Genomic DNA, 25,088 nt, shown 5'->3' on the forward strand with positions numbered 1-25,088 from the left:
CACCGGTCAGGAACGCGCTGGCCCGAGGGGAAGCGTCGCCGGCGCGTAGTCGAGGATGCGGTAGCGCCCGCACGCGACGACGTCCGTGGGCGTCGCGGCGGTCGGCAGGTTCCACGCCACCGTCTGCGCGTCCTCGACGAGGAACGACACCTCACCCGCCGCGAAGTCGCGGCGGTCCACCAGCCACGCGTACCCGTGGAGCTCGTGGTCGACCTGCACGAGCCGGGCCGGGTCGGTCGCGTGCAGCTTCGGCAGCCGCACGGTCCAGAACTGTCCTGCCCCGGTGCGCCCCGACGAGTCCACCCAGTCCGTGACGCAGGCGAGGTCGGGGTCGGGAGCGCTCGCCGCCTGCACGATGCGGGGTACGGACGCGGCGCCACCGACGAGGAGGACGACGGCGACGACGGCGGAGACGACCCGCGTCAGCGTGGCTCGCCGCGTCCGGACGCGCGGCACGGTGAGGAGAGCCAGGATCGGGGCGAAGACGAGCGGCTGCAGGTATCGCGCCGCGTGCGTCCCCGCCGCGATGCCGCCGACGAGCACGATGAGCGGGAGCGCCCAGGCGGCCGTGGCCACCAGGCGGTCACCGGCGTCCGACGCGTGGGCCGTCCGCACGACCGCGAGCAGCGTCAGCGCCAGGACGGCGACCGTGCCGAGCACCCCCCCGGGGGGACGACAGCCGATCGATCGCGAGGCCGGCGTAGTACGCGGCGGAGTGGATCCATTCCGCGGGCTGGATGTAGCCCGCGCCGGAGTTCGCGATCCATGCCGAGAAGGGAATGCGACCGAGGAAGCCGAGAATGCTGCCCCCGACCAGCGCGGCGATCAGCGCGAGACCCCGGCGCCGGACCGCGAGCGTGGTGAGACAGAGGCCGCCCAGGACGAGGGAGAGGGGCACCGCGGCCCAAGCGGCGAACAGCGGATTGCTGAGGGTCGCCACCGTCGCGACCATCCCCAGAGACACGGGCAGTGCCGCACCCTTGCGGGGGCGATCGAGGAAACGCCGACACAGGCCGACGGCGAGCAACACGCCCACGACGGTCGCGGAGTAGTACGTGGTCGTCAGCACCAGCGATGCGAGTTCGAGCGCGTCGCGGGACGGCGAGGACTCCGTGACGATGAGGAGACAGAACACGGCGAGGGCGCCGACCGACCAGGCGACCGGTGCGCGACCCTCGACGCACCGCCCGGCGACGAGCCGGATCGCCCCGTAGAGCGCGAGCACGTTCACGACCGCATTGACCGCCAGCACGCCGTTCACGTCGAACGGCAGCACGGCATCGAGGGCCGTGAACACCGCGATCTCGGGCAGGAAGAGCACGCTGGACAGCGCCCAGTCGCCCCCACCCCCATCCAGGATCGATCGGCCGACGAGGGCCACGATCAGCGAGTCCCCGTCGTCGAACATCAGGAGCGATCGGGGTGACGTCGCCAGGTGTCCCACGGCGAGGAGCGCCAGCGCCAGCGCGGCCGCCCACCCCGCCAGCTCGCGCCCCCAGACCCGCCGCATGCGACCACTCTGACACGCGATCTCGAAGCTCGCGGGGCCGACAGGCGCCTCGGCCCGGTAAACTGTACGGAGACCGCCCGCCTGAGCCACACGGCCGACGAGCCCCGAGGAGCCGCGTATATGCTGATGCTCCTCGCAGTGTTCCTTCTCGGGTCGCTCTTGATGCCCGTCCTGGTGCGCTGGCTGGGAGCTCAGGCTTTCGCCGTCGCCGCCCTCGTTCCGGCCGCCGCGTTCGTGCATGCACTCGTGCTCACGCCGCAGGTGCTCGACGGCCCCGTGCCGTTCGTCTCCGTGCCGTGGATCCCGCAGCTCGGACTGAACCTGTCCATGAACATGGACGTCCTCGGGTGGGTCCTCACGCTCATCGTCACGGGCGTCGGCGCGCTGGTGCTCCTCTACTGCCGCTGGTACTTCCACGACGAGGCCGCCGGCATCGGGCAGTTCGCGGGCGTCCTCCTCGCGTTCGCGGGGGCGATGTACGGTCTGGTCCTCACCGACGACCTCGTGATGCTCGTGATGTTCTGGGAGGCCACGAGCATCCTCTCCTACCTCCTCATCGGTCACTACCGCCGCCGTGCCGCCAGCCGACGCGCCGCGCTGCAGGCGCTCCTCGTGACCACCCTGGGCGGACTGGTGATGTTCGTCGGCGTCGTGCTGCTCGTCGTCGACACCGGGACGTCGAGCATCCGGGAGATCCTCGCCATCGCGCCGACCGGCCCGATCGTCGATGCGGCGATCGTCATGCTCCTGATCGGCGCCATCAGCAAGTCGGCGCTGTTCCCCTTCCACTTCTGGCTGCCCGGCGCCATGGCGGCCCCCACCCCGGTCAGCGCCTACCTGCACGCCGCGGCCATGGTGAAGGCCGGCATCTACCTCATCGCCCGCTTCGCGCCCATCTTCGCCTTCAGCCCGACGTGGCGGCCGATCGTGCTCACGCTCGGCATCCTCACCATGCTGCTCGGCGGCATCCAGGCGCTGCGGGAGACCGACCTCAAGCGCGTGCTCGCGTTCGGCACCGTGAGCCAGCTCGGCTTCTTCGCGGTCGTCGTCGGCTACGGCACGCAGGCGGCGGCGCTCGCCGGCATCGCCCTCGTGATCGGGCACGCGCTGTTCAAGTCGGCGCTGTTCCTCATCGTCGGCGTGATCGACCGGCAGCTGTCCACCCGTGACGTGACCGAGCTCTCCGGCGTCGGCCGCCAGGCACCGGTCATGGCCACGACCGCGTTCATCGCCGTGGCGTCGATGGCCGGCGTGGCCCCGACCATCGGATTCGTGGCGAAGGAATCGACGCTCACGGCGCTCCTGGACGACGCCCTCGGCGGCTCGGTGTGGGGCCTCGTCGCCCTGATCGGCGTCGCTCTCGGATCCATGCTCACTGCGGCATACGGCGTGCGCTTCCTCTGGGGCGCGTTCTGGACCAAGCGCGATGCCGAGGGACAGCGGCAGCCGGACACGGTCTGGCCCGACCCGCCGGTGGGTTTCCTCTCCGCGCCGATCATCCTCGCCGGAGTGACGCTCGCCGCGGGTATCGGCGCCCCGGCCCTCGACGTCGCCCTGCAGCCGTATGCGCTGACCGCGACCCCGGGACTCGACCACGAGGGGGCAGCCGTCGAGGGACCTGGTCACCTCGCCCTCTGGCACGGCCTCGAGCCCGCTCTCGGCATCTCGATCCTGTCGATCCTGCTCGGCATCGGACTCTTCCTGCTCACGCGCCGGACCGGGTGGGACCGCCGCCCCCGCCTGCTGCCGTTCACCGCCGCCGACGCCTATTACGTGGTGATGCGCGGCATCGACAGGCTCTCGGTGCTGAGCACGACGCTCACCCAGCGCGGCTCGCTGCCCGTCTACGTGGGGACGATCTTCGTCGTCTTCGTCGCCGCCGAGGTCACCGCGCTGGTGGCGAGCGACATCGACCGCTACCAGCTCTCGCTGTGGCACACGCCCGCCCAGCTCGCCGTCGCCCCGATCATGGCCGTCGCCGGCGTCGTGGCGGTGCGTGCGCGCAAGCGCTACACCGGCGTCGTGCTCGCCTCGGTCACCGGTCTGGGCATGGTCGTGCTCTTCGCCACCAGCGGGGCACCGGATCTCGCGCTCACCCAGATCCTCGTCGAGACGGTGACGATGGTGACCTTCGCGCTCGTCCTGCGCCGACTGCCGGCGCGCATGGGCGAGCACAACGCCTCCGTGAGCCGCATCCCGCGCGCTCTCCTCGGCATCGGCGTCGGCCTCACCATGGCGTTCGTCGCCGTCGTCGCGACCCAGTCCCGCGTGGCCGACCCGATCTCGGCGATCTTCCCGGAGATCGCGTACGAGATCGGCCACGGCAAGAACGTGGTCAACGTGGCGCTCGTCGACCTCCGCGGCTGGGACACGATGGGCGAGCTCTCCGTGCTCGTGCTCGCCGCGACCGGTGTCGCCTCACTCGTGTTCGTCACGCACCGCGCCGATCTCCTCGCCGCCACGAAGACCCTGCCCCGCTCGGTGCGGAAGTCCGCGCGCAGTCGGCCACTCGTGGAGACCACGGACGGTGTGCGCTTCCAGACCGCGGAGAACCGCTCGGCGCCGCGCGCCTGGCTCGTCGGCGGCCAGAAGATGAAGCCCGAGAACCGGTCGATCCTGCTCGAGGTCATCGTCCGCATCCTGTTCCACACGATCATCGTCGTGTCGATCTTCCTGCTCTTCGCCGGGCACAACCTCCCCGGCGGCGGCTTCGCGGGCGGGCTCGTCGCCGGCATGGCGCTCGTCATGCGCTACATCGCGGGAGGGCGCTGGGAGCTGGGCGCTGCGGCGCCGACCGATGCCGGTCGCCTCCTCGGCACGGGTCTGATCCTCGCCGTGGGCACCGCGGTCGTGCCGCTGTTCTTCGGCCTCGCGCCGCTCACCAGCACCTTCTGGGAGTGGGAGATCCCCGGCATCGGACACATGGAGTTCGTCACCTCGACGATCTTCGACATCGGCGTCTACCTCGTCGTGATCGGACTCGTCCTCGACGTGCTCCGCAGTCTCGGTGCGGAAGTGGACCGGCAGGCGGCACAGCGCACCGGCGCGGGCGTCGCCGTCGACTTCTCCTCGCGGGCAGGGGGGAACGGCTGATGGACGTCTCGCTGGCCCTCATCGCGATCATGGCCGTGCTCTTCGCGTGCGGCGTGTACGCGATGCTGGAGCGCAGCCTCACCCGCGTCCTCATCGGTTTCCTCCTGCTCGGCAACGCCACGAACCTCCTGCTGCTCATCGTGATGGGCGTGCCGGGCAACGCGCCGTTCTTCGGCACCGAGGGCGACCTGAGCGACCCGCTGCCGCAGGCCCTGACGCTCACCGCCATCGTCATCACGTTCGCGGTCTCCGCGTTCCTGCTCGCGCTCATCTACCGGTCGTGGCAGCTCGGCCAGGCGGACACGGTCGAGGACGACGAGGCCGACATCGCGCTGCGCGAGCGCACCGACGCCGACGAAGACCTCATGGACGACGAGTCCGAGTCGGGCGACGACGACGCCACCACCGACTTCGTGGGCGTGCAGACCGCTCCGATCACCGTCCTGCACATGCGCGACAACCCGGCGATCCACGATGACGCGCCGTACGACGCGCCCTTCGTCCCCGAGCCGGAGCCCGAACCCGATGGCGCCGCCGACGGCGCTGCAGACCGGGACGACGACACGACAGACGGGGAGGGCAGGCCATGACCACGCTCGTCCCGCTCCTCGTCGCCCTGCCGCTCCTCGGTGCGGCGATCACCCTGGTCTTCGGTCGCAATGCGCGCCTGCAGGTGTTCGTCACCGTCGCGACACTCGCGGTCGTGTCCGTCATCGCGGCGGTGCTGCTCGTCGTCGTCGACGCGGGCTCCCCGCTGGCGGTCTCGGTGGGCGGGTGGCCGGTGCCGTTCGGCATCGTCCTCTACGTCGACCGTCTCGCCGCGCTCCTGGTGCTCGTCTCCAGCGTGGTGCTGCTCGCGGTCCTCCTCTTCTCCATCGGTCAGGGCGTGGCCGACGGGCCGGACGAGACCCCGATCTCGATCTTCAACCCCTCGTACCTGATCCTCGCCGCCGGCATCTTCAACGCCTTCATCGCCGGCGACCTGTTCAACCTGTACGTCGGGTTCGAGATCCTCCTCGTGGCCTCGTACGTGCTGATCACCTTGGGCAGCACGGAGTCGCGCATCCGCACCGGCGCGGTCTACATCGTCGTCTCGCTCGTCTCGTCGATCCTGTTCCTCGCGTCGATCGCGATGATCTACGGCGCCCTCGGCACGGTCAACATGGCCCAGATCGCCGAGCGGATGGCGGAGCTGCCGCAGGACACGCAGCTCGTGCTGCACCTCATGCTCGTGGTCGCCTTCGGGATCAAGGCCGCGATCTTCCCCGTGTCGTTCTGGCTGCCCGACTCCTACCCGACGGCCCCCGCGCCGGTGACCGCCGTGTTCGCCGGCCTGCTGACCAAGGTCGGCGTGTACGCGCTGATCCGGACGGAGACGCAGCTCTTCGCCTCGAACAGCATCGACACGCTGCTGCTCATCATCGCGCTGGCGACGATGATCGTCGGGGTCCTCGGCGCCGTCGCGCAGGCCGAGCTCAAGCGGATCCTGTCGTTCACGCTCGTCAGCCACGTCGGCTACATGATCTTCGGTCTCGCGATCGCGACCCCGGCGGCGATCGGCGCGACCGTGTACTACATCGTCCACCACATCGTCGTGCAGACCACTCTGTTCCTCGCGGTGGGACTCATCGAACGTCGGGCCGGCAGCACCTCCATCCTCCGGGTCAAGGGTCTGCTCAAGATCGCGCCCGTGATCGCGCTGCTGTACTTCATCCCGGCGATCAACCTCGGTGGTCTGCCGCCGTTCTCCGGGTTCATCGGCAAGTTCGCCCTGTTCGAAGCGGCCGCGTCCGTGGGCACCCCGCTCATGATCGTGCTCATCTTCGGCGGCATCATCACGTCGCTGCTCACCCTCTACGCCCTCATGAGGGCCTGGAACCTCGCGTTCTGGCGTGAGGAGGAGGACTCGACCGAGACCGAGGGGCGCATCTCGTACCTCACCGGAGCCCCCGCCGCGGATGAGCAGCAGGAGCGCCGGCACATCCCCAAGATCATGACCGTGGCCACCGCCGGGATGGTCACCGTCACGGTGGCCCTGACGATCTTCGCCGGACCGCTGTACGCTCTGTGCGACCGTATCGGGGCGGGCCTGCTGCAGCCGGTCAACCTCGTTCAGCTGGAAGACGAGGTGGAGGGATGAGCCCCGAGACCAAGAGCGTCTGGCGGGACATCGGCATGCAGCTGCCGTTCCTCGCCTGGCTGATCGTGCTGTGGATGCTGCTGTGGGCCCAGTTCACGGTGCTCTCCTTCCTCACGGGGCTCGTGGTGGCGATCTTCGTGACGCGGGTGTTCCGCCTGCCCACGGTCGAGCTCTCCGGGCGCATCAACCTCTGGTACGGCGCGCTGTTCGTCGTGCAGTTCCTCTTCGCGATCCTCCGTGGCGCGCTCTCGGTGACCGTGCAGGTGTTCGACTTCCGCCGTCAGCCCGGCACCGCCATCATCGCGGTGCCGCTCCGCTATGCCGACGACCTCGTCATGACGCACGTCGCCGTGGTGTCGTCGCTCATCCCGGGCTCCCTGGTGGTCGAGGCCGATCGCGACCGCGGGATCCTCTACCTGCACGTGATCGGCGTGCGCAGCCGGGAGGACGTCGAGAAGCAGCGGCAGGGCGTGCTCGGCTGGGAGAAGCGCATCGTCCGGGCGCTCGGCAATCCGACCCAGTACCGGGCGCTCAAGGCCGACGAACGTGCCGGCCGCATCGACCCCGCGACGATCGGCGGTGCCCGATGAACACCCTGCTCCTCATCATCCTCGCCGTGTTCGGTGTGGCCGCGATCCTCGCCGTCATCCGCATCGTGCGTGGTCCGTCGATCCTCGACCGTGCCGTCGCCGCCGACGTGCTGCTGACCGAGGTCATGTGCGTGCTCGGCGCCGAGATGGCCATCAACGGCCACACCCGCAACATCCCCGTGCTCCTCATCATCGCGGCGGTCGGTGTGTTCGGATCGATCGCGGTCGCCCGGTTCGTCGCGAGAAGGGACAACACGACACCATGAACGTGTTCGGTCTGATGATCCCTGACGCCGTCGTCGACGTGGCGGTGCTCGTGCTCATCCTGCTCGGGGCGATCCTCTGCCTCTCCGCCTCCGTGGGGCTCCTGCACTTCCGCGACGTGCCCACGCGACTGCACGCCGCGACGAAGCCGCAGGTCCTCGGGCTGCTGCTGATCTGCGTGGCGATCGCGCTGTCGCAGCGGTCCGTCGGCGGTGTGCTGTTCGGCCTCGTGCTCGTCGCCCCCGTGGTGCTCATGCAGTTCGCGACCGCACCCCTGTCCGCGCACATGGTGGGCCGGCAGGCGTACCGCAACGGCACGATCGAGCAGCGCGGTCTCGTCGTCGACGAGCTCGCCGAGTCGAAGCAGACCCCTCCCGCCGCCGGCTGACCGTTTCGAGTCGCGCACTGTGCTCCATTTCGGCCGCAGATGCCGCACAGTGAGCGATTCGAAGGGCTAGGTGCGGGCGGCGAAGGCCTCGATGAGGCGGGCGGCGGGCTCCGAGTCGCTGATGAGGGTGCCGTGTCCGTGGTCCGGGATGACGGCGAGCTCCGCCCCCGGGATGGCGTCGAGGATGTCCTGGCACCAGCTCATCGGGGCCAGCGGGTCGTCCTCGCCGCGCAGCACCAGCACCGGGCAGGCGATACGCACGAACGCCTTCTCCGGCTGATGCACGATGGTCGCCCGCATCTTGCGGATCAGTTGCGGGCCGCCGCGGAGGTATTCGCGGGCACCGCGCCAGATCACGAGGGGGCGCTCGCCCAGGAGGTCCTGGAGGAGGTAGCGGGCCTGGGCGCCGATGTTCCGTTCGGCCTTGTCGACGGTCGGGCCCGCCAGCACGACCCCGGCCACGAGGGACGGATGCCGGGCGGCGAGTTCCGCCGCGATCTGACTGCCCATGGAGTGCCCGATCACCACGACGGGATCCGCGCCGACATGCCGGAGATAGGCGGCCACCAGGTCGGCGTGCCGCTGCATCGTCAGCGTCCGTGTGGGCTCCGGGGCCTCACCGAAGCCGGGGAGGTCGAGCGCGATCACCCGCCCCTGCAGCCGCTGGGTGAGGTCGAGGTAGACGCTGCGCCCCATGCCGATGCCGTGCAGCAGCAGGTAGGTGGGCGGACCGTCGCCGAAGGTCTCGGCGATCAGGGTCGCACCGCCGTGCTCGAACTCGAGGAGGGTGGCCGGCGTCCCCTTCGGGGCGAGGTAGCTGGTGGGCACCTGTCCACGCTAGCCGAGCACCCTCCACCCGCCTCTCAGCCGGCGGGCGTGAGTGTCAGGGTGTCGACCGCGGCCGCCTTCACGGCCTTCGGCGTGAACGCCCAGTGACGCTGGACCCCCGTCGACCAGTCCTTCGTCTGATCGACGTAGTGCGCGTGGAACGCGTGACCGGAGGCTCCGGTCAGGTGGATCCAGGTCGAGTCGTCGAAGTCGGCGAGGTCGACGACCATGCGCATGGAGGGCACGGTGGTGGTGGCGTACGAGACGCCGAGCTGCCACCCCGTCGCATCGACCACGGAAGCCCCGCCGCCCACCGGATAGGGCCCACGGTTGAAGAGGGCCTCGATCGGGGCGATGCCCGAGGAGCCGAACGTGTCGCTCGTGAGGGTGAGGGCGTGCAGGTCGCCCCAGTTCCAGCGCGCCACGTCCGTGCCCTGGATCCCGGACAGCTCATCGTACGCCTCCTCGGCCGACAGCGCGAGCATCTCGTCCCGGCCATCGACATCGAGCTCGGGGTTGCTCCACAGCGGGTCATCGGGGTCCTCCAGCATCGCGCCGACGACGGTGAACAGGCGGCCCTGGCCGTCGATCGGGAGCGGCTGCTCGCGCTCGGCGAAGATGTTCTGCACGAGGTTCGACCACAGCACGTTCGCGTACGCGGCCCCGGCGGACGACGCGCTGTTCTGCCCGTCCCACCCGCGCAGCAGCTCTACCGCGCGCTGCGGACCCGCTCCCTCGACCTCGACGTCGGCCATCGCGGCCACGAGCTGTGTGCCGATCCACATCTCGCCGTCCATCTGGATCTCGCGCATGTCGTCTGCCGTCAGTGGCCCGGCGGCGGCCCGGCGTTCGATGAGGTGGGCGATGCGGGCGGCGCGGTAGCCCTGGTCCCAGTCCCGCGAGAGGAAGTGCTCGTAGTCGTCGGTGACGATGGCGTTGTTGGCCGTGACGATGTATCCGGAGCGGGGGTTGTAGGACACCGGCAGCTCCTCGAACGGGATGTACCCGGTCCAGTCGTAGCTGCTGTCCCATCCGGGCTGCGGCATCCAGCCGTCGCCGGCCCCGCGGATCGGGAGGCGGCCGGGGGTCTGGTAGCCGATGTTGCCGTCGACGTCGGCGTAGATGAGGTTCTGCGCCGGCACGTCGAACAGGGAGGCCGCGCGGCGGAAGTCCTCGAAGTCCTGGGCGGTCGACAGCGCGAAGATCGCCGTCGCCGTGGTGCCGGGGTCGAGCGCCGTCCACCGCAGGCTCACGGCGTACTCGGCATCGTCGGACCCGGGGGCGTCGGGCACGGTGCCCTCCGCTGTGAGCCCGGGCGTCGGGTCGTCCGCGATCGCGGTGAAGTCGTCCGTGAGGCCGGAGATGATCGGTCCGTGCACGGTGGAGCGGATGGTGAGCTCGATGTCGTCCCCGCCGGCGACCTCGATGGTCTCCGTGCTCTCCTCCAGCGGCACGAGTTCGCCGTCGCGCCAGTAGGAGTCGCCCTCGATGCGCTCGACGTACAGGTCGGTGACATCGGTGGTGAGGTTGGTGAAGCCCCAGGCCACGCGCTGGTTGTGGCCGATGACGATGCCGGGCAGTCCGGAGAAGGAGAACCCGCCGACGTCGAACGGGCAGTCCTCGTCCACCGTCGAGCACTTGAGCTGCACCTGGTACCAGACCGACGGGAGCGAGGCGCCGAGGTGCGGGTCGTTGGCGAGCAGCGGCATCCCGGACTCGGTGAGGTCACCGGAGACCACCCAGGAGTTGGAGCCGATGCCCTCGCCGACGTCGCCGACGAGCATGCTCGCCGCTTCGATGACGGAGGACGTCTCCTCCCACTCCACCGTGGTGAGCGCCTGCTGCGCCTCGCCGTCGCCCTGAGGCGTGGGGAAGGCCGCAGGCTCGGCGCCGGGCTCCAGCGGCGGGACGGTGGAGATGGTGGGCACGATCACCGGGTTCCGGTCGAAGGGGTAGTCCGGGTAGAGCGTGCCGAGCAGGGCCTCCACGTCGGCGTCCGGGTCGTCGGCGAGCTGCCCGGCGAGCAGTGCGCGCTCGGTCTCGTCCTCGACGTTGGTGCGGAGATCCCAGGCCATCGCCTTCAGCCACGCCACCGAGTCCGCCGGCTCCCACGGCTCCGGCTCGTAGTCGGGGTTCTGCAGTCCGAGGACCGCGTACTCGAGCGACAGCTCCGCGCCCGAACGCGAGGACAGGTAGGCGTTGACGCCGGCCGCGTAGGCCTCGTAGTAGCCGCGGGTGACGTCGTCCATCGCCTCGACCTCGGCCTCGGCGGTGGTGCGCCAGCCCAGGGTGCGCAGGAACGCGTCGGTGCCGGCCTGGGAGGCGCCGAACAGCTCGGCGACCCGCCCGGAGGTGACGTGGCGGCGGAAGTCCATCTCGAAGAACCGGTCCTGCGCGTGCACGAAGCCCTCGGCGAAGAAGAGGTCGTCCGAGGAGTCGGCGGTGATCGTGGGCACCCCGCTGGCGTCGCGCTGCACCGTGACCTCCGCCGTCAGGCCGTCGAGCGTCGTGGTGCCGGAGGTCTGCGGGAAGGAGCGCTGGATCGTCCACGTCACGAAGAACGCGGCGGCGACGGCCACGATCACGACAGCGGCGACCACGAGGAACGCGATGCGTCCGATGCGGGCACCCAAGGAGAGGCGCGGGGGAACGGCGGACGCCGGCGAATCGGTCATCATCGTCGAGAACTCTTTCGGGTAGCCAGGTGGGACTCAGTCCCACCGAGCCCCAGTACGCGTTTCACGGGTACGCGCTCTCGCATCATAGCCCTCCCGCGCTCGCCGCGGGACGGACCGCGGCGAGCGGGAGGCTCAGCCGATGAGGCTGGGCTGCAGATCGCGCAGCGTGCGGCGATGCGTCATGCGGGTCACCCCGATCATCGCCAGCAGCAGGGCCCCCGCCAGCCAGGCACCCAGCACCGCCAGATCCCAGCCGGCCCGGGCGTAGTCGCCGCCGTACATGAGCTGGCGCATGGCATCGACGACGTAGCCGAGGGGCAGCACGTGATGCAGCGCGGCGAGGGGAGCGGGCAGAGTCTGCCACGGGAACGTCCCGCCCGCGGTGACGAGCTGGAGCACCATGAGGACGAGCCCGAGGAACTGCCCCACGGAGCCGAGCCAGACGTTGAGGGCGAGGATGATCGCGGCGAACGTGGCCGAGGCGAACATCATCACCCCGAGGGTGCCCAGCGGATGATCGAACGTGAAGCCGAGCGTGAGCGCCAGGATGCCCATCAGGCCGAGCATCTGCACCGCGCCGAGCATCGCCGGCGTCAGCCAGCCCGCGAGCGTGATCCGGATCGGGGAGTGCAGCGCCGTGACCGCGCGGCGGGAGATCGGCTTCACGATGAGGAACAGCGCATAGATGCCGATCCACGCGGAGAGGGCGGCGAAGAACGGGGCGAGGCCCGCGCCGTAGTCCTCGGCGGAGGCGACCTTGTCGCTGGAGACCTTCACCGGGTCGGCGATCGTGTCGGCCTGCAGTGAGCGCAGGTCGGGGGTGGAGGCGGGGATGGCCTGCACGCCGTCGGCGAGGCCGTCCCGCAGCTCCGCGGTCCCGGAGGACAGGGTCTGCAGACCGTCGCGGAGCTGGGCCGCGCCCGCGTTCGCCGCGGCCGCGCCCGTCGCGAGGGTGCCGGCGCCGCCGGCGAGATCACTCGCCCCCGCGGCCAGCGAGGCGGAACCGGCGGCGAGCTGATCGACCTTGCCGACCGCGTCCTGCACCTGGGCGTTGCCCTCCTCGATCCGGGTGCCGAGAGGATCCAGGCGCGCGAGCACCGCGTCGATCTCCTCAGGCGCGAGTCCCTGCTCGGTGAGGACGTCGGTGATGTCCGCGCGCACCTGCGGCAGCGCATTCGTCGCCTCCTGCACTGCGGCTCCGGCCCGGTCGGCGACGTCGGCGAGCTGGCGGTTGCCGGCACTCACCTGCTGGGCGCCGTCGGCGAGGGTCTGCGCCCCGGAGGCGAGCTGCGCGGAGCCCTCGGCGAGCTGCGCTGTGCCGTCGGCGAGGGACGTGCTGCCGGAGGCCGCGGTGCTCGCGCCGTCGGCGAGCTGCGTGGCACCGTCCGTCGCGGAGACCAGGTTGTCGCGCACGTCGCTGAGCCCGGTCAGCAGTCTCTCCGCGGCCTCGCTGCCGACCATCTCGGCGACGGAGCTGCGGATCTTCTCCACGGCCTGCGAGCCCATCGACGAGGCGAGGTAGTTGTTCGCGTCGTTCGTCTCCAGCTCGATCCGGGCCTGGTGCGGGTCGTCGCCCGCCGCGGAGGTGAGGGCGGCGGAGAAGTCGGCCGGGATCGTCACGGTGAAGTCGACCACGCCGTGCCGCAGGGCGTCGGCGGCCTCGTCCTCGGTCATGCGCTGCCAGTCGAAGGCGTTGCCCTCGATGAGGTTCTCCGCCACGTCCTCGCCGTAGTTGACGGTCTCGTCGGTCGCCGGCTCGGTACCGGTCGTGGGGGCGGGAGCGCCCTCGTCGTCGACCACGAGGGCCACGGGGACCTCGGAGAACTTCGCATACGGATCCTGGTTCGCCCAGAGGTAGAGGCCGCCGTAGAGGATCGGCACGCAGATCAGGGCCACGAGGGCGAGGATGCCCATCCGGCTCGCGGTCAGGCGGCGGAGCTCGGCGGCGATCATGGCGGGAACCTTCATCGCGCTTCTCCTTCCTCGTCGGTCGTGGGTTCGCCCTGGTCTGGGGCGTCATCGTCGGTCGCGGATCCGTCCGCCGCCACGCTCTCCTCCGGCGTGTCCGCCGCGGGTTCCGGACGTTCGAGCACCAGGGGCTCGATCGGTCCGGACGCGTTGATCGCATCGAACTCGTGCATCCGCTCGAGGGCGACGGCGGCGGAACCGCCGACGATCACGAGCATCGCGTACCCGCGGTCCGCGAACTCGGCCGCGATGCGCCACCATCCGTCCGGGCTGCCGCCGTGACGATCCGGGGCGACGAGGACGATGCCCTCGACGCCCTCGCGGAGCACCGCGAGCTCGCACAGGATGCGCACGCGCGCGGCCGGGTCGACCGAGCCGATGGGGACGGAGGCGAGCTCCTGGTACCCCACCCGGCCGAGCCAGCGCCGGGCGTGGAGCGGGGTCGCGCCGCGTCCGGCGAACATCAGCTCCTCGCCCACCACCCCGGCGACGGTGATGTCCGGGTGCGGGTCGCTGACGTCGGGGGCGTCCACGAGCGCGACGCGGCGGCGCAGCTCCTTCGGGCTCGCCGCCGCATCGATCGTGACGCGGCCCGTGTCCGGACGCATCCGCCCGCTCGCGATGAGGCCGAGCACGGTCGGCCGCTGCTCGGTCTCCGCGAGGGCGTAGCGGACCGCGCCGGAGTGGAACTCGAGACTCATGGACGGAAGCGCCTGGCCGGCGCGGCCCTTGCTGACCTCGTGCAACGTGATTCTCATGCGCGGACCTCCTGGTCCTCGGCGGTGATGTCCTGGTGAGTGGAGAGCAGCTCGTCGGCCTCGCGCCAGGAGAGCCCCGCGATGCTGAGCACGGCCCGGACGGCGACGTCTCCCGCGCCGCGGCTCTGCGCGTCGGTGCGGGAGACGACGGTGCGCGCCATCTCCTCGATCAGTCGGGCGAGCGTCGGGGCGGCGAGGTCCGTGCGGAAGCTGCCGTCCTCCTGTCCCCGTCGTACGAGGGCGGCGACGCTCCGGCGCAACGGCGCGAGGGCCGCGGCGGTGTGCTCGACGTGCGCCTCGTCGAGGGCGAGCGCGGCGGCGACCTGGATGTGCCCCGCCTCCTCCCAGAGCCGGGCGGCCAGTCGGGCGAGAGCGAGGCGGGCGTCGGGGTCGTCGATCGAGGCGGCGATGGCGTTGAAGCGCTGGGCGCCGGTGGAGACGAGTTCGCGGATCAGGGCGTCCCGATCCTCGAAGTGCCCGTAGAGGGTGCGGCGGGACAGGCCGGCGGTGCGGGCGATCGCGTCGAGGGAGGCGTGCGGGTCGGTGGCAAGGGCGCTGCGAGCCGCGGACAGGATGCCGGCGCGGTTCTCCGCAGCGTCGCGACGAAGGGCGCGAGTGGTCATCCCTTCATGGTAATAACATGCACAGCTCTGTGCAAGATAACTCAGCAACCTCGCAGCGTTCCGGCCGTGCGGGAGGACGCGGAGGTTCCTCCGGGCCGCGCCGTGTTATGTTACGCGTCGCGCTTCGGCGCATTCTCAGCGGAGAGACCGGTCCGGACCGGGACTCCGGCGGGATCGGTCCAGGGAACGGCGGGGGGACGCCATGATCGAGAAGAAGGATGATGTGCGCGCGGGGAGTGCGACATCGGTGGCAGGGGATCGGCACCGCGGTCTGCAGGACAGGCTGACGGACGCGATCGTCTCGGGGGCGCTCGCGCCGGGGACACGGCTGGACGAGCGAGACCTCGCTGTCGCACTCGACGCCCGGCCGGCCGAGGTGCTCCGCGCCCTCGACCGCCTCGCCGCGGTCGGGCTCGTCGCGGTGCGCCGCGATGGCACGCGGTGGGTGACCGCGCTCGACGGCGACCGGGCGCGTGACGTGGTGGCCCTGTTCGGCGACGTCTGGATCGGCTCCGTCCGGCGCACGATGACGGTGCTCCACGCCGACGACCTCGCGTACCTGGACGAGCTCGTCGACGATGTGGCCCTGGCTGTCCGGTGGCGGGACGGAGCCGCGTTCGGCGGAGGCCTGCGTGCTCTCGCCGTGGCCTTCGCCCGGATCGAGGGCAACACGGAGCGTGCCGAGCTGGTCGGGAACCTGGGCACGCTTCTCGCGTGCGTCGCCCGTCGCGCGGGAAGTGTCTTCGACTGGTCGGATGTGCGCGCCGCGGTCGCACGGATCGCCGTCGTGCTCCCGGGACGAGACGCCGCGGCGATGCGCGCCGCCCTCATGACGCTGTTCGATGACGTGCTGCCGGGGATCGTCGACCGCGCGGTGGCACCGACGCGTCCGCTCGCCGCCGCGTCCTGATCGCGGCCCCAGGAAGGGGCGCCCGGTGAGCCGCGGCGCCCCGTGCGCTCAGTCGGTGCCGGAGTCGAAGGCCGCGCGCTCGGAAGCGGTGTCGACCGCGTCCGCGAGATTCTCGTCGGCCTCCGAGATCGAGCCGTGCACCGATTCGGTGATCTCGGCCGACTCGCCCGCGGTCACCCGTCCGACGAGCTCGCCCGTCGCGCCGCCGACGAGGCCGAGGCCCGCATACTGCTCCAGGCGGGCGCGGGAGTCGGCGATGTCGAGGTTGCGCATCGTGAGCTGGCCGATCCGGTCCACCGGGCCGAACGCGGCGTCGCCGACGCGCTCCATCGACAGCTTCTCCGGCCCGTACGACAGGTTCGGCGAGACGGTGTCGAGGATCGTCCAGTCGTCGCCGCGGCGCAGGCGGATCGTCACGGTGCCCGAGATCGTCGAGCCGACCCAGCGCTGGATGGACTCGCGGAGCATGAGCGACTGCGGCTCGAGCCAGCGGCCCTCGTACATGAGGCGACCGAGGCGGCGACCCTGCTCGTGGTAGGTGGCGAGGGTGTCCTCGTTGAGGATGCCGTTGACGAGGCGCTCGTACGCGATGAAGAGCAGCGCCATGGCCGGAGCCTCGTAGATGCCGCGCGACTTCGCCTCGATGATGCGGTTCTCGATCTGGTCGCTCATGCCCAGGCCGTGGCGCCCGCCGATCGCGTTCGCCTCCTGAACCAGGGCCACCGGGTCGCTGAACTCGACGCCGTTGATCGCGACCGGACGGCCGCCCTCGAACGTCACCGAGACGTCCTCGGTCTCGATGGCGACGGACGGGTCCCAGAACTTCACGCCCATGATCGGGTCGACGGTCTCCAGCGACACGTCGAGGTGCTCGAGCGTCTTCGCCTCGTGGGTCGCGCCCCAGATGTTCGCATCCGTCGAGTACGCCTTCTCGGCCGAGTCGCGGTACGGGAAGCCGTGCGCGACCAGCCATTCGCTCATCTCCTGGCGACCGCCGAGCTCCGTGACGAAGTCCGCGTCGAGCCAGGGCTTGTAGATGCGCAGGCGGGGGTTGGCGAGGAGGCCGTAGCGGTAGAACCGCTCGATGTCGTTGCCCTTGTAGGTCGAGCCGTCGCCCCAGATGTCGACGCCGTCCTCGCGCATCGCACGCACGAGCAGGGTGCCGGTGACCGCGCGACCGAGCGGCGTGGTGTTGAAGTAGGTCTTGCCGCCGGAGCGGATGTGGAAGGCGCCGCAGGAGAGCGCGACGAAGCCCTCCTCGACGAGCGCCGTCTTGCAGTCGATGAGGCGCGAGGCCTCGGCGCCGTACTCCAGCGCGCGCCCGGGGATCGAGGCGATGTCGTCCTCGTCGTACTGTCCGAGGTCACCCGTGTAGGTGAAGGGGACGGCGCCCTTGTCGCGCATCCAGGCGACGGCGACGGAGGTGTCGAGTCCTCCGGAGAAGGCGATGCCGACGCGCTCGCCGACGGGCAGGGACTGGAGGACCTTGGACATGGCTCCCAGTCTATCGGCGGCGGCGTGTCGTCCCGTCTCGCCTCAGACGAGCCGCGTCATGACGCCGAGCACCGCATAGGTGCCCAGCGCGCGGCGATCGCACGTGACGAGCGGGACGCCGGCATCCCGTGCGGCGAGGCCGACGAGGCCGTCATAGACCGCCCCGCCGGAGATCCCCGCATCGGCGAGAACATCGACGGCGGTGAGCGCGGTGTGCCCCGCGAGTGACGCCGAACGGGGAAAGGCGGTGCGGATGGCGAGCGCCGCGGCCGAGGGGGTCAGTCGATCGGGGGGCGGCAGGCGGGTCAGGACGGAGTACGTCTCTGCCGAGGCGTGTCCGGCGAGACCGAGGGCCGCACCGGCGCAGAAGGTCTGCACCGCGCCGTGCGCCGTGTGGTCTTCCACGAGAAGAGCGACCGCCGCACTCGTGTCGAGGACGAAGTCAGCGCTGGTCGGCAAGGCGGAGCTCGCGAACGTCATCAGGTGTGAGGGTGGTGCCGGAAGAGCGGACGACGAGGCGGCCGTCTTTCTCGACGAGGTTGTCGGGGGCCTCGATCTCGATCCGGATGCCGTTGCCGTCGAGGACGAGGTCCACCGGCCCGGGAACCAATCCGACACGCTCGCGGAGTGCGGCAGGGATCACGATTCGTCCTGCCTTGTCCATGGTTGCCTTCATGCCGAGAGAATACCATTCGGGTGGGTGGCACGAGTCTCAGCTGCGGGAAGTGAGAGAGTGGGCGCACGGGAGGTCGGACATGGGTGGAGCGATTCTGTGGGGAGCCGTCGCGGCGGCTCCGCTGTTCGTCGGCGCGGTGCTCGCGATGCTGCGCAGCTGGCCGCCGCGGTGGCTGGGCATCGTGCTGGGTTTCGGCGCCGGAGCGCTGATGGCCTCCATCGCCTTCGAGCTGTGGGAGGAGGGGCTCGACCGGGGTGGTCCGATCCCGCTCGTCACCGGCGTCGCCCTCGGAGCCCTCAGCTACTACATCGCCGCCCGCATCCTCGACGCCAGGGCCGCGAGGAAGAAGGGCGAGGCCGGGGGAGGCCAGCTCGCGGTGGGCGCCCTCCTCGACGGGATCCCGGAGCAGCTCGTCCTCGGCATCGGTCTCGCCTCGGGGGAGCCGGTGAGCATCGCGCTCGTCGTCGCCATCCTCGTCTCGAACCTCCCGGAGTCCATCGGCTCCGCCGCCGACCTGCTCGACGGCGGCATGCGACGGTCCAGAGTGCTGCTGCTGTGGGCCGGCGTCGCCGTGGTCTGCGCGCTGGCGACGGTCGCCGGCTTCGCGCTGGCCAGCGTGACCGGCGAGGTCTTCCGTTCGGGGGCGAGCGGTTTCGCCGCGGGCGCCCTGCTCGTCATGCTGGTGGACTCGATGGTCCCGGAGGCGCAGTCGAAGGCGAAGGAGTCCACGGGGCTGGCGACCGTCCTCGGATTCGCGCTCGCCGCCGGTCTCGCCTTCGCGTCCTGAGCGGAACGCGCGCTCGGCGGCTCAGACGCCGCCCGTGCGGGCGTCGCGGCGGACGCTGCGTCCGGTGATGCGCTCGATGCGGAACGACAGCGGGAGGTCGCGGTCGTCTCCGGCCCACGGATGCACCCGCGCCGCCGCCCCGGCCGCGTCCTCCTCGGGTACCTGCGACAGGACACCGTGCATCAGCACGCTCCAGCCCAGGCCGCCGATCGGATCGTGGTAGTCGACCTCGAACGACACCTCGGCCGACTCGCGGGAGAGGGCCGCCAGGTGGCCATCCGGAGATGTGCGCAGGAGCAGCTCGTGCCCCGAGACGACGAAGTTCACCGGATGGATCTGCACCAGGCCCTCGTCGACGAATCCGATGCGGCCCACCGTGGTGGTCGCCAGCAACTCGTAGGACTGCTGCTCGTCGAGTTCGTGGATCATGCGGACGCTCCCTCCCCCTGTGCCGCCAGTGTAGCCACGGCGCATCGGATCATCGAGGGCGTCCGACCGGAATCACCCGGTGAGCGTCAGTCCGACCACCTCTCCAGGTCGGCGGTGAGCGCAGCGAGGTACGCGGGAGGGCCGGCCTCCGCGAACCACAGCCACAGCTCCGCGGCGTGCACCGGGTACCACGCGCGGACGCGGGCGGGATCGGCGCCGTAGCCGTCGATGAGCGCCCGCTCGGACCGCGGATCCTTCCGGGCGGCTCCCCACGCGGCTCGCGCCAGCTCCCGCAGCGGATCGCCACGGTGGGACGCCTCCCAGTCGACGACCCCGGAGATGCGGCCGTGCTGCGCGAGCAGGTTGCCGTCGGTCCAGTCGCCGTGGCAGAAGACGGTCCCGGACGACGGCGGGATGCGCAGCGGGAGGGGAGGCGCACCGGCGGCGCGATACCGCTCGATGATCATGGCGTCGTCGGGTGCCGGAAGAAGGTCGTCGGGTGGGTCGAGCCGATGCAGGGCGCGGAGCAGCGGTGCCGACGAACCGAGGCCCAGGATCCGGGCGTCGGCGGCGGCGTCGTCGAGGCGGGTGCCGGGGAGCGCCGTCATGAGGATCGCCCCCGGCCGCTCCTCGACCACCTCGGGCACCGGGAGCCCGGAGCCGACGAGTCGGCGGAGGGCCCGCAGCTCGTTGTCGTGCCGTGCCGGATCGGCGAGGCGCTTCTCGACCAGCCGGCGTCCGCCGCGCTCGACGAGCCGCACCGCGCCGACCGCTCCCTGCCTCATCCCGTCATCCTCGCACCGGGCGGGTGGTCACTCGAAGCCGGGATAGTCCTGCAGCCGCTCCTCGAACTCCGCGCGGTCGGCCTCGCTCAGCACCTTGCCGGCGATGACCACGAGCTGGAGCCCCTCGACCGGCTCGCCGGTGCGCGCACTCTGCGCCTCCCGCGAGGTGCGGAAGCCGCCGTCGGCATCGTTCGACAGGTCATAGATGTTCGCGTAGAAGCGCAGCGGGTCGGGGTAGTTCTCCGTGTAGTACTCCCACGTCGTCTGCGTGCGCGGGTCGCCACTGCCGTAGAGCTTGGCGATCATGGACGGGTCGATCCCGGAGTTCGCCGGGTCGTTGAAGGAGTACAGGTTCCACAGGCCGTGCGCCGCCACCACCTCGTCGATCGCAGCCATCACCTCGAGCTTGCGCGCGTAGCCCTGCACGGGCTGCTCGGTCGCCCAGGCCGCCGAGGTGTACTCCGACAGCATCGACTCCCCGCCGTAGCCGTTGCGCTCCGGCCGGATGTCCTCGTCGCCCACCTGAACCCAGGTGAACCCGAAGTCGGCGGAGAGCCGCTCCCGGATGTCGGTGAAGAGAGCGTCGGCCTCGGCGCGCACCTCCTCCATGGACTGCTGGGTGAGCGCTTCCTGCGGGGCCGTGCCCTTGATCCCGGGGTAGGCCTCCGCATGCCGCTGCTCCGCGGTCTTCACGCCTTCGTAGTTGCCGGACGCCGAGGTGCGCAGTGCGCTGAGCGCCCCGACGGTCGCGACGTTGAACAGGATGGTGAGGACGAGCGCGATGATCCCGAGCCGCCGTCCGCCCGGCGTGAAGAGCGCGGCCACGATGACGGCGAGCACCACGAGCTGCAGCGTGATCATCGTCACGCCGTACAGCAGGTCGGTGCCGCCGACCACGAGCGTGCCGAACAGGATCAGGACGAAGAGGATCGCGGCGACCAGCGCGATCCAGCCCAGGGCATTCGCCGAGGGCTTCTTCTCCTCGGGCGGCAGCGGGGAGAGGGCGGGCGGCGTGGGACCCACCTGGTGCTGCCGCCGGGCGCCGCGATAGCCCCCGGGCGGCGGGACCGGCGGGGCGCCCTCGGTGCCGCCCACATACCGGGCGCGCTGTCGCTCGTGATCGCTCACCATGGCTTGTCCACCCCGGTGCCGCCGGGCTCATCGCCCTGCTGCTGATCGCGTTCCTGCGTCCCCTGCTCGAGCTTGTCCTGGAGATCCTGCAGCTTGTCCTCCGACGGCTGCGGCTCCTCCTGCTCGTCCTGCGGCTCCTGCGGCTGCTGTTGCTGCTCCTGTTCCTGCTGCTTCTGCTTGAGGCGGTCCTCGGTGCTGTCGAGAGTGTCCGTCATGTCGCGCTCGGGATCGGGAGACTGCTGCTGCGCCTCCTCGCTGTGGCACTCCTCCGGGGTCTCGACCGTGATCGTCAGCGCCTCGCCGTAGAGGGTGGTCGCCCCGGCACCGTCGCCCTCGGCCCTGGCGGCGTCGCCCATCCGCTCGACCACGAGGGCGAGATTGATCCGGACCGGGCAGACCTCGAGCCCGGTGGCGAGATCCAGGGCACGCTCCAGTTCTGCGCGGGAGGCGGGGAGTTCATCGGCCCCGGCCAGTGCGGTGCCGATATTGTACGGCGCCTTGAACGGCTCGAACCAGTTCAGGACGTCCTGTCCTCGCGCCGAGGACTCGGAACCCGCGAAGTCGTCGACGACGTAGGCGGTGATGGCCTGATGGGCGAACGCGTACATGCTGAGCAGCTTGCCGACGAAGAGCAGCGCGGCGAGGGTGAGCGGGATCGTCCCGATCGCGACCCAGCGGCGGATGAGCCGGCGACGGCGGTTCGAGCGGAGGAGGTCTGTGGCGGCCTCGTCCCGGGCAGGCATCACGACGCACCTCCTCCCCTGTCGTCGGCGTCTGAACATCCTATCCGCGGCCAGTGGACGGGAGGCTCCAGACGACGGACGCCGGCCCCGAGGCGATCGAGGCCGGCGTCCGTGCGTGAGCGGTCCGGTTACTCCGCCGCCCTGACGCGGAACGTGTCGAAGGACACGCCGAGCGGTGCGGTGGCGCTCGCAGAGCGGCTGCCGCTGAGACCCACGCCACCCGCCGGAAGCGGGGCGGCGTCGGTCGCCCGCAGCTGCCAGTCGGCGGGCTCCGCGGCATCGGTCGCCCAGAGCTTCGCGACGAGGGAGGCCTTGTCCGCCCCCGTCACGGCCGCCTTGAGCGTGTAGGTGGTGCCCGGGGTGACCGTGACGCCGTTCAGTGCCCGGGTCGCGAGGACGGTGCCGTCGCGGTGCGCCACGAGCCAGACCGTGCCGTCGGGGCGGAGCCAGGCGCGCACGAGATACCGACCGGCGGACGAGTCCCGGGCGATGACCCCGATGTAGGAGCCTCCCGTGCTCGACGGCTGATCCACGCGGAAGGTCGTCTCCAGCGCCGGGTTCGGCACCGACGGGGCGTTCAGCGTCGCGTGGCGGGTGTCTCCCGCGGCCAGCTTCAGCTGCCCCGAGCCGTCGGCGACGCTGGCCGCGGCGGCGGATCCGCCGGTGATCTTCCAGGCGCCGCCGGCGAGGGCTTCGCCCCAGCCGGGACCCGCCGTGCGCTCGAACTCGTCGCTCGCGAGCGGCGCGGGCTCCGCCACCACGGCTTCCCGGGTGGTCGTCGCCGAGCCCCCGACGTCGTCCGTCACGGTGAGGGTGACCGTCCGCGTGCCGGCGGTCGCGTAGGTGTGCGTCGCCGACGCGCCTTCGCCGGTCGTGCCGTCGCCCCAGTCCCAGCGGTAGCTGCGGACGCTGCCGTCGGCGTCCGTCGATGCCGACGCGTCGGCCGACACCGTCAGCCCCGAGGTCGAGAGCGTGAACGAAGCCGTGGGCAGCGCGTTGGCGCCCTGGACGACGACCGGTTTCGTGACCGATCCCATGAGGCTCTGGCTGTCGGTGATCGTGAGCGTGACCGTGTACGTGCCGGGCTTCGCGTACGTGTGCGACGGCGTCTTGCCGGTGCCCGCGGACCCGTCGCCGAAGTCCCAGCGGTAGTCCGAGATCGTGGCGGAGCCGGGCGGCACGGACGTGCTCGCGTCGAAGGTCGCGGTGAGGCCGCTTGCCGCGGCCGTATAAGCGGCGACGGGGGCTGTGGAGCCATTCCCGACGCTGTAGTGGGTCTTGACCTGTCCCGCGGTCAGGCCATACGGGTAGACCGCGAACTCATCGACATTGCCGACCAGGTGGGCATCGCCGGCAAGGTTGGCAGGGGCAGCAAGCGTCTTGGTCGGCTCATTCGCCCAACCCTTCAGCCTGCCACCGCCAATCTTCCAGTACCCGTTGAAGTCCTGCGCTTTGGTGACGGTAGGGAGCTGGCCGTCGAGCTTTCCGTCGATGAAGAGCTTCATTCCCTCGGGGCTCACCGACGCGACGACATGATGCCAGCGGTTGTCGTTGTATGCCGTCGCGGTCGTGAGCACTTTGGTGCCGTCGTTGTATACCCCGAAGTTCAGGCGGCCATTGTCTGACATGTAGACGGTTCGGTCGTAGTTCTTCGAGAAGAAGCCAACGGCCGAGCTCTCGAAGTCGAACAACACGCCGCCCGCGGTCGTCGAGGTCTGGAACCACATCTCGGCCGAGAACGATGCTGGCGCCGCGGCCTTCGTGGTCGTGTCGACTCGTCCGGTCTCCGTCCCGTCGAGGGCTGTCGCCCCGGCCACGCCCTTCGGCACGCCTGATGACCGAGGCGTCGCTCCTGAGCGGATGAGCGGGCTGTTCGTACCTGCCACATCCTGCGCGACGGTTCCCAACGGGTAGTACAACTGGGGGCCGTCAGCGAGCACGGCGTTGGAGTACGCAGGTGTGGACGCGGCCGCCGTGGCGGTCGTCGTCTTGCTCGAAACCGTGTGGCCGTTGCTGTCCGTGGCGGTGAAGGTGTACTGCTGCTGTGCGCCGACCGGAGCCGTCGTGTCCTCGAAGCTGACTGCGGGCAGGTTCCACCACGTGGAGTCCACCTTGGTGGTGAACAACGGGGTGGTCGAGTCGGCGCGGCGCAACTCGTATGTGAGCGTGAGATCGTCACGGTCCCAGTTGGCGGGAATGGTGACCTTCACGCGCCCGGGGGTGAGCGAAGTCGCGGTCGGCACCCACTTGTCGCCGGAGAGGCGCGGTCCGTCCTTCGGGCCCTCTGGAGGGGTGGTCGAGAAGCGGACGAGTCCTTCGAACTGTCCGTTGTTGACGGAGCGGAACTCGCCGCCGATGGAGATCATGTTGCCGGTGCCGGTGATCGACAACCCGGCCTGACCGAGTCCTGTGGTGGTCCCGACCGCCCAATCGGGTGACCAGGCGTACGGCGACGGGGCGGGCGTGCCGCCCCAGTCCTTGCGACTGGGCGCGGTCGGCGCGGGTGCCAGCGTTCCGCGAGCATCCGCCGTGTATGCCTCGGAATAGCGGTGTACGCGCGGAGCCTGCTCCGGGTGGAGTCCCAGAGTTTCGCATGAATGCGTGTGGCTGGTCGTGTAGACGACCTTTCCCGTGGAGTAGACGCCGTAATGGTCGCCGAGGCAATCCGCGATCCAGCGCACCTTACCGGTGCCGGCCTCGGCGGCGAAGGTGCCCTCGAGGCTGCCCGTCGCCGCGTTGGCGAAGCCCCAGCCTGTGCCGTACACGCCGGTCGCGTCGGTGGCGAGACCGAACGTCCCGGCCTTGCCGGCGTAGATGCCGGAGCCGGCGCCGTTCTTGACCGTCTTCGCAAGCTCCCACTCGGTGTTGAGGGCGCCCGTGGTCTTGTCGACGGAGGCGCTGCCGCGCATCTCGGTGTTGCCGTTGACCTGGGAGAAGCGTCCGCCCACGATCGTGTCCGCGCCGGCAGGGTCCATGACCATGGCATCGACCTGGAGGTCGGTCTGCGGGGCCCACGGACGGAGGGCGCCGTTGGTGGTGTCGAAGGCGGCCAGGTTCTTCCGCGGCGAGCCGTTGGCCTGGGTGAACAGGCCGCCCGCGTAGACCGTCGTGCCCGACGTCGCCAGCGCGTAGACGCCGGATCCGCCGATGGAAGGCACGAAGCCCGGGACGAGCTCGCCGGTCTTCGCGTCGATCGCGGCGATGTTCCAGCGGTCCTTGCCGTTCACCTTGTTGAACGAGCCGCCGATGTAGATGCGGGTGCCGTCTGGCGAGGCGGCGACGGCCTTGATCAC

At 70.7% G+C, this 25,088-nt stretch carries 23 protein-coding genes; 8 read left to right on the top strand and 15 right to left on the bottom strand.

Annotated features, from left to right (window positions below):
- Positions 1 to 6: 6 nt before the first annotated feature.
- A complete protein-coding gene (locus tag B7W94_RS18335; RefSeq protein ID WP_253247364.1) occupies positions 7 to 660 on the bottom strand; it encodes a hypothetical protein in 654 nt (217 codons plus the stop codon).
- Entirely contained in the window at positions 584 to 1,510 is a 927-nt protein-coding gene (locus tag B7W94_RS18340) for a hypothetical protein (protein WP_253247365.1), read from the bottom strand. Before B7W94_RS18340 ends, B7W94_RS18335 begins: the two co-directional genes overlap by 77 nt.
- Before the next feature lie 120 nt (positions 1,511 to 1,630).
- Between B7W94_RS18340 and B7W94_RS02880 the strand changes: the two genes are divergently transcribed.
- Genes B7W94_RS02880 through mnhG form a run of 6 tightly spaced genes read left to right on the top strand, consistent with a single transcriptional unit; the run spans position 1,631 to position 7,985 of the window.
- Positions 1,631 to 4,603: a Na+/H+ antiporter subunit A gene (locus B7W94_RS02880; RefSeq protein WP_062766063.1), complete on the top strand. Its 2,973-nt coding sequence runs from the start codon at positions 1,631 to 1,633 to the stop codon at positions 4,601 to 4,603.
- Complete coding sequence (locus B7W94_RS02885) at positions 4,603 to 5,193, top strand: Na(+)/H(+) antiporter subunit C (protein WP_025105193.1); 591 nt, start codon at positions 4,603 to 4,605, stop codon at positions 5,191 to 5,193. The genes B7W94_RS02880 and B7W94_RS02885 overlap by 1 nt, the downstream gene beginning before the upstream one ends.
- Positions 5,190 to 6,743 (top strand): Na+/H+ antiporter subunit D, encoded by a 1,554-nt coding sequence (locus B7W94_RS02890; RefSeq protein ID WP_062766066.1) that lies wholly within the window; start codon positions 5,190 to 5,192, stop codon positions 6,741 to 6,743. Before B7W94_RS02885 ends, B7W94_RS02890 begins: the two co-directional genes overlap by 4 nt.
- Positions 6,740 to 7,333, top strand: coding sequence for a Na+/H+ antiporter subunit E (locus B7W94_RS02895; protein ID WP_062637626.1), 594 nt, complete (start codon positions 6,740 to 6,742; stop codon positions 7,331 to 7,333). The genes B7W94_RS02890 and B7W94_RS02895 overlap by 4 nt, the downstream gene beginning before the upstream one ends.
- Positions 7,330 to 7,599, top strand: coding sequence for a monovalent cation/H+ antiporter complex subunit F (locus B7W94_RS02900; protein ID WP_025105196.1), 270 nt, complete (start codon positions 7,330 to 7,332; stop codon positions 7,597 to 7,599). The genes B7W94_RS02895 and B7W94_RS02900 overlap by 4 nt, the downstream gene beginning before the upstream one ends.
- Positions 7,596 to 7,985: a monovalent cation/H(+) antiporter subunit G gene (gene mnhG / locus B7W94_RS02905; RefSeq protein WP_025105197.1), complete on the top strand. Its 390-nt coding sequence runs from the start codon at positions 7,596 to 7,598 to the stop codon at positions 7,983 to 7,985. The genes B7W94_RS02900 and mnhG overlap by 4 nt, the downstream gene beginning before the upstream one ends.
- Positions 7,986 to 8,051: 66 nt before the next feature.
- Here the strand turns inward: mnhG and B7W94_RS02910 are convergent, their stop codons facing one another.
- From B7W94_RS02910 to B7W94_RS02930, 5 genes are all read right to left on the bottom strand, one after another.
- Positions 8,052 to 8,813 (bottom strand): alpha/beta fold hydrolase, encoded by a 762-nt coding sequence (locus B7W94_RS02910; RefSeq protein ID WP_085604228.1) that lies wholly within the window; start codon positions 8,811 to 8,813, stop codon positions 8,052 to 8,054.
- 35 nt (positions 8,814 to 8,848) lie between these two features.
- The gene (locus B7W94_RS02915) at positions 8,849 to 11,491 is read right to left on the bottom strand and encodes a penicillin acylase family protein (RefSeq protein ID WP_139833235.1); all 2,643 of its coding nucleotides are present in this window, start codon (positions 11,489 to 11,491) and stop codon (positions 8,849 to 8,851) included.
- 132 nt (positions 11,492 to 11,623) lie between these two features.
- Complete coding sequence (locus B7W94_RS02920; protein WP_085604231.1) at positions 11,624 to 13,459, bottom strand: YhgE/Pip family protein; 1,836 nt, start codon at positions 13,457 to 13,459, stop codon at positions 11,624 to 11,626.
- Positions 13,456 to 14,217 (bottom strand): hypothetical protein, encoded by a 762-nt coding sequence (locus B7W94_RS02925; RefSeq protein WP_216353862.1) that lies wholly within the window; start codon positions 14,215 to 14,217, stop codon positions 13,456 to 13,458. The genes B7W94_RS02920 and B7W94_RS02925 overlap by 4 nt, the downstream gene beginning before the upstream one ends.
- Positions 14,214 to 14,840 carry a TetR/AcrR family transcriptional regulator gene (locus B7W94_RS02930; RefSeq protein WP_025105202.1) on the bottom strand — a complete coding sequence of 209 codons (627 nt, stop codon included), beginning with the start codon at positions 14,838 to 14,840 and terminating at the stop codon, positions 14,214 to 14,216. The genes B7W94_RS02925 and B7W94_RS02930 overlap by 4 nt, the downstream gene beginning before the upstream one ends.
- A gap of 202 nt (positions 14,841 to 15,042) precedes the next feature.
- Here B7W94_RS02930 and B7W94_RS02935 point away from each other — a divergent pair, with 202 nt between their 5' ends.
- Positions 15,043 to 15,750 (top strand): GntR family transcriptional regulator, encoded by a 708-nt coding sequence (locus B7W94_RS02935; RefSeq protein WP_085604234.1) that lies wholly within the window; start codon positions 15,043 to 15,045, stop codon positions 15,748 to 15,750.
- Positions 15,751 to 15,798: 48 nt separating this feature from the next.
- On the opposite strand, the gene argG is transcribed toward B7W94_RS02935, so the two are convergent.
- Genes argG through B7W94_RS02950 form a run of 3 tightly spaced genes read right to left on the bottom strand, consistent with a single transcriptional unit; the run spans position 15,799 to position 17,920 of the window.
- Positions 15,799 to 17,244: an argininosuccinate synthase gene (gene argG / locus B7W94_RS02940; RefSeq protein WP_025105204.1), complete on the bottom strand. Its 1,446-nt coding sequence runs from the start codon at positions 17,242 to 17,244 to the stop codon at positions 15,799 to 15,801.
- Between the two features lie 42 nt (positions 17,245 to 17,286).
- On the bottom strand, positions 17,287 to 17,724 hold the full coding sequence (locus B7W94_RS02945; protein ID WP_253247366.1) for a PIN domain-containing protein: 438 nt from the start codon (positions 17,722 to 17,724) through the stop codon (positions 17,287 to 17,289).
- Positions 17,687 to 17,920 (bottom strand): AbrB/MazE/SpoVT family DNA-binding domain-containing protein, encoded by a 234-nt coding sequence (locus tag B7W94_RS02950; RefSeq protein ID WP_249521388.1) that lies wholly within the window; start codon positions 17,918 to 17,920, stop codon positions 17,687 to 17,689. Before B7W94_RS02950 ends, B7W94_RS02945 begins: the two co-directional genes overlap by 38 nt.
- A gap of 79 nt (positions 17,921 to 17,999) precedes the next feature.
- Between B7W94_RS02950 and B7W94_RS02955 the strand changes: the two genes are divergently transcribed.
- Positions 18,000 to 18,707, top strand: a complete 708-nt coding sequence (locus B7W94_RS02955; RefSeq protein ID WP_085604240.1) for a ZIP family metal transporter — start codon at positions 18,000 to 18,002, stop codon at positions 18,705 to 18,707.
- 21 nt (positions 18,708 to 18,728) lie between these two features.
- Here B7W94_RS02955 and B7W94_RS02960 read toward each other — a convergent pair whose 3' ends face one another.
- The 5 genes from B7W94_RS02960 to B7W94_RS02980 all read right to left on the bottom strand — a co-directional run bounded on the left by B7W94_RS02960 (position 18,729) and on the right by B7W94_RS02980 (position 25,088).
- Entirely contained in the window at positions 18,729 to 19,136 is a 408-nt protein-coding gene (locus B7W94_RS02960) for a pyridoxamine 5'-phosphate oxidase family protein (protein ID WP_025105208.1), read from the bottom strand.
- Positions 19,137 to 19,222: 86 nt separating this feature from the next.
- Positions 19,223 to 19,921: a phosphotransferase family protein gene (locus B7W94_RS02965; RefSeq protein ID WP_085604243.1), complete on the bottom strand. Its 699-nt coding sequence runs from the start codon at positions 19,919 to 19,921 to the stop codon at positions 19,223 to 19,225.
- A 27-nt stretch (positions 19,922 to 19,948) separates the two neighbouring features.
- Entirely contained in the window at positions 19,949 to 21,052 is a 1,104-nt protein-coding gene (locus B7W94_RS02970; protein ID WP_085604246.1) for a DUF4064 domain-containing protein, read from the bottom strand.
- On the bottom strand, positions 21,046 to 21,795 hold the full coding sequence (locus B7W94_RS02975) for a hypothetical protein (RefSeq protein WP_025105211.1): 750 nt from the start codon (positions 21,793 to 21,795) through the stop codon (positions 21,046 to 21,048). Before B7W94_RS02975 ends, B7W94_RS02970 begins: the two co-directional genes overlap by 7 nt.
- Before the next feature lie 128 nt (positions 21,796 to 21,923).
- Positions 21,924 to 25,088 carry a PKD domain-containing protein gene (locus B7W94_RS02980; protein WP_253247367.1) on the bottom strand — a complete coding sequence of 1,055 codons (3,165 nt, stop codon included), beginning with the start codon at positions 25,086 to 25,088 and terminating at the stop codon, positions 21,924 to 21,926.

Source organism: Microbacterium sp. LEMMJ01 (genome assembly GCF_002114135.1).
Classification (GTDB): Bacteria; Actinomycetota; Actinomycetes; order Actinomycetales; family Microbacteriaceae; genus Microbacterium.